At 51.3% G+C, this 2,983-nt stretch carries 1 rRNA gene; it reads left to right on the top strand.

Annotated features, from left to right (window positions below):
* Nucleotides 1–53: 53 nt before the first annotated feature.
* Nucleotides 54–2,975: ribosomal RNA gene (locus tag AAIE21_RS29160) — 23S ribosomal RNA — on the top strand.
* The last annotated feature ends 8 nt before the right edge of the window (nt 2,976–2,983 follow it).

The raw sequence follows: 2,983 nt of genomic DNA on the forward strand, positions 1-2,983 counted from the left end.
ATGTTCTTTGAAAACTAGATAACAGTGTAGCTCATATTTTTTAATTTTAGTTTGGTTAAGTTAGAAAGGGCGCACGGTGGATGCCTTGACACTAGGAGTCGATGAAGGACGGGACTAACGCCGATATGCTTCGGGGAGCTGTAAGTAAGCTTTGATCCGAAGATTTCCGAATGGGGAAACCCACTATACGTAATGGTATGGTATCCTTACCTGAATACATAGGGTATGGAAGACAGACCCAGGGAACTGAAACATCTAAGTACCTGGAGGAAGAGAAAGCAAATGCGATTTCCTGAGTAGCGGCGAGCGAAACGGAATCTAGCCCAAACCAAGAGGCTTGCCTCTTGGGGTTGTAGGACATTCTATACGGAGTTACAAAGGAACGAGGTAGACGAAGCAGCCTGGAAAGGCTCGTCACAGAGGGTAACAACCCCGTAGTCGAAACTTCGTTCTCTCTTGAATGTATCCTGAGTACGGCGGAACACGTGAAATTCCGTCGGAATCCGGGAGGACCATCTCCCAAGGCTAAATACTCCCTAGTGATCGATAGTGAACCAGTACCGTGAGGGAAAGGTGAAAAGCACCCCGGAAGGGGAGTGAAAGAGATCCTGAAACCGTGTGCCTACAAATAGTCAGAGCCCGTTAATGGGTGATGGCGTGCCTTTTGTAGAATGAACCGGCGAGTTACGATCCCGTGCGAGGTTAAGCTGAAGAGGCGGAGCCGTAGCGAAAGCGAGTCTGAATAGGGCGTTTAGTACGTGGTCGTAGACCCGAAACCAGGTGATCTACCCATGTCCAGGGTGAAGTTCAGGTAACACTGAATGGAGGCCCGAACCCACGCACGTTGAAAAGTGCGGGGATGAGGTGTGGGTAGCGGAGAAATTCCAATCGAACCTGGAGATAGCTGGTTCTCCCCGAAATAGCTTTAGGGCTAGCCTTAAGTGTAAGAGTCTTGGAGGTAGAGCACTGATTGAACTAGGGGTCCTCATCGGATTACCGAATTCAGTCAAACTCCGAATGCCAATGACTTATCCTTAGGAGTCAGACTGCGAGTGATAAGATCCGTAGTCAAGAGGGAAACAGCCCAGACCGCCAGCTAAGGTCCCAAAGTGTGTATTAAGTGGAAAAGGATGTGGAGTTGCTTAGACAACTAGGATGTTGGCTTAGAAGCAGCCACCATTTAAAGAGTGCGTAATAGCTCACTAGTCGAGTGACTCTGCGCCGAAAATGTACCGGGGCTAAATACACCACCGAAGCTGCGGATTGATACCTATGGTATCAGTGGTAGGGGAGCGTTCTAAGGACAGTGAAGTCAGACCGGAAGGACTGGTGGAGTGCTTAGAAGTGAGAATGCCGGTATGAGTAGCGAAAGACGGGTGAGAATCCCGTCCACCGAATGCCTAAGGTTTCCTGAGGAAGGCTCGTCCGCTCAGGGTTAGTCAGGACCTAAGCCGAGGCCGACAGGCGTAGGCGATGGACAACAGGTTGATATTCCTGTACCACCTCTTTATCGTTTGAGCAATGGAGGGACGCAGAAGGATAGAAGAAGCGTGCGATTGGTTGTGCACGTCCAAGCAGTTAGGCTGATAAGTAGGCAAATCCGCTTATCGTGAAGGCTGAGCTGTGATGGGGAAGCTCCTTATGGAGCGAAGTCTTTGATTCCCCGCTGCCAAGAAAAGCTTCTAGCGAGATAAAAGGTGCCTGTACCGCAAACCGACACAGGTAGGCGAGGAGAGAATCCTAAGGTGTGCGAGAGAACTCTGGTTAAGGAACTCGGCAAAATGACCCCGTAACTTCGGGAGAAGGGGTGCTTTCTTAACGGAAAGCCGCAGTGAATAGGCCCAAGCGACTGTTTAGCAAAAACACAGGTCTCTGCGAAGCCGTAAGGCGAAGTATAGGGGCTGACACCTGCCCGGTGCTGGAAGGTTAAGGAGAGGGGTTAGCGCAAGCGAAGCTCTGAACTGAAGCCCCAGTAAACGGCGGCCGTAACTATAACGGTCCTAAGGTAGCGAAATTCCTTGTCGGGTAAGTTCCGACCCGCACGAAAGGTGTAACGATTTGGGCACTGTCTCAACCAGAGACTCGGTGAAATTATAGTACCTGTGAAGATGCAGGTTACCCGCGACAGGACGGAAAGACCCCGTGGAGCTTTACTGTAGCCTGATATTGAATTTTGGTACAGTTTGTACAGGATAGGCGGGAGCCTTTGAAACCGGAGCGCTAGCTTCGGTGGAGGCGCTGGTGGGATACCGCCCTGACTGTATTGAAATTCTAACCTACGGGTCTTATCGACCCGGGAGACAGTGTCAGGTGGGCAGTTTGACTGGGGCGGTCGCCTCCTAAAGTGTAACGGAGGCGCCCAAAGGTTCCCTCAGAATGGTTGGAAATCATTCGTAGAGTGCAAAGGCATAAGGGAGCTTGACTGCGAGACCTACAAGTCGAGCAGGGACGAAAGTCGGGCTTAGTGATCCGGTGGTTCCGCATGGAAGGGCCATCGCTCAACGGATAAAAGCTACCCCGGGGATAACAGGCTTATCTCCCCCAAGAGTCCACATCGACGGGGAGGTTTGGCACCTCGATGTCGGCTCATCGCATCCTGGGGCTGTAGTCGGTCCCAAGGGTTGGGCTGTTCGCCCATTAAAGCGGTACGCGAGCTGGGTTCAGAACGTCGTGAGACAGTTCGGTCCCTATCCGTCGTGGGCGTAGGAAATTTGAGAGGAGCTGTCCTTAGTACGAGAGGACCGGGATGGACGCACCGCTGGTGTACCAGTTGTTCTGCCAAGGGCATAGCTGGGTAGCTATGTGCGGAAGGGATAAGTGCTGAAAGCATCTAAGCATGAAGCCCCCCTCAAGATGAGATTTCCCATAGCGTAAGCTAGTAAGATCCCTGAAAGATGATCAGGTTGATAGGTTCGAGGTGGAAGCATGGTGACATGTGGAGCTGACGAATACTAATAGATCGAGGACTTAACCATATAATATG

This window comes from Paenibacillus sp. 102, assembly GCF_039549175.1.
Classification (GTDB): Bacteria; Bacillota; Bacilli; order Bacillales; family Bacillaceae_G; genus Bacillus_A.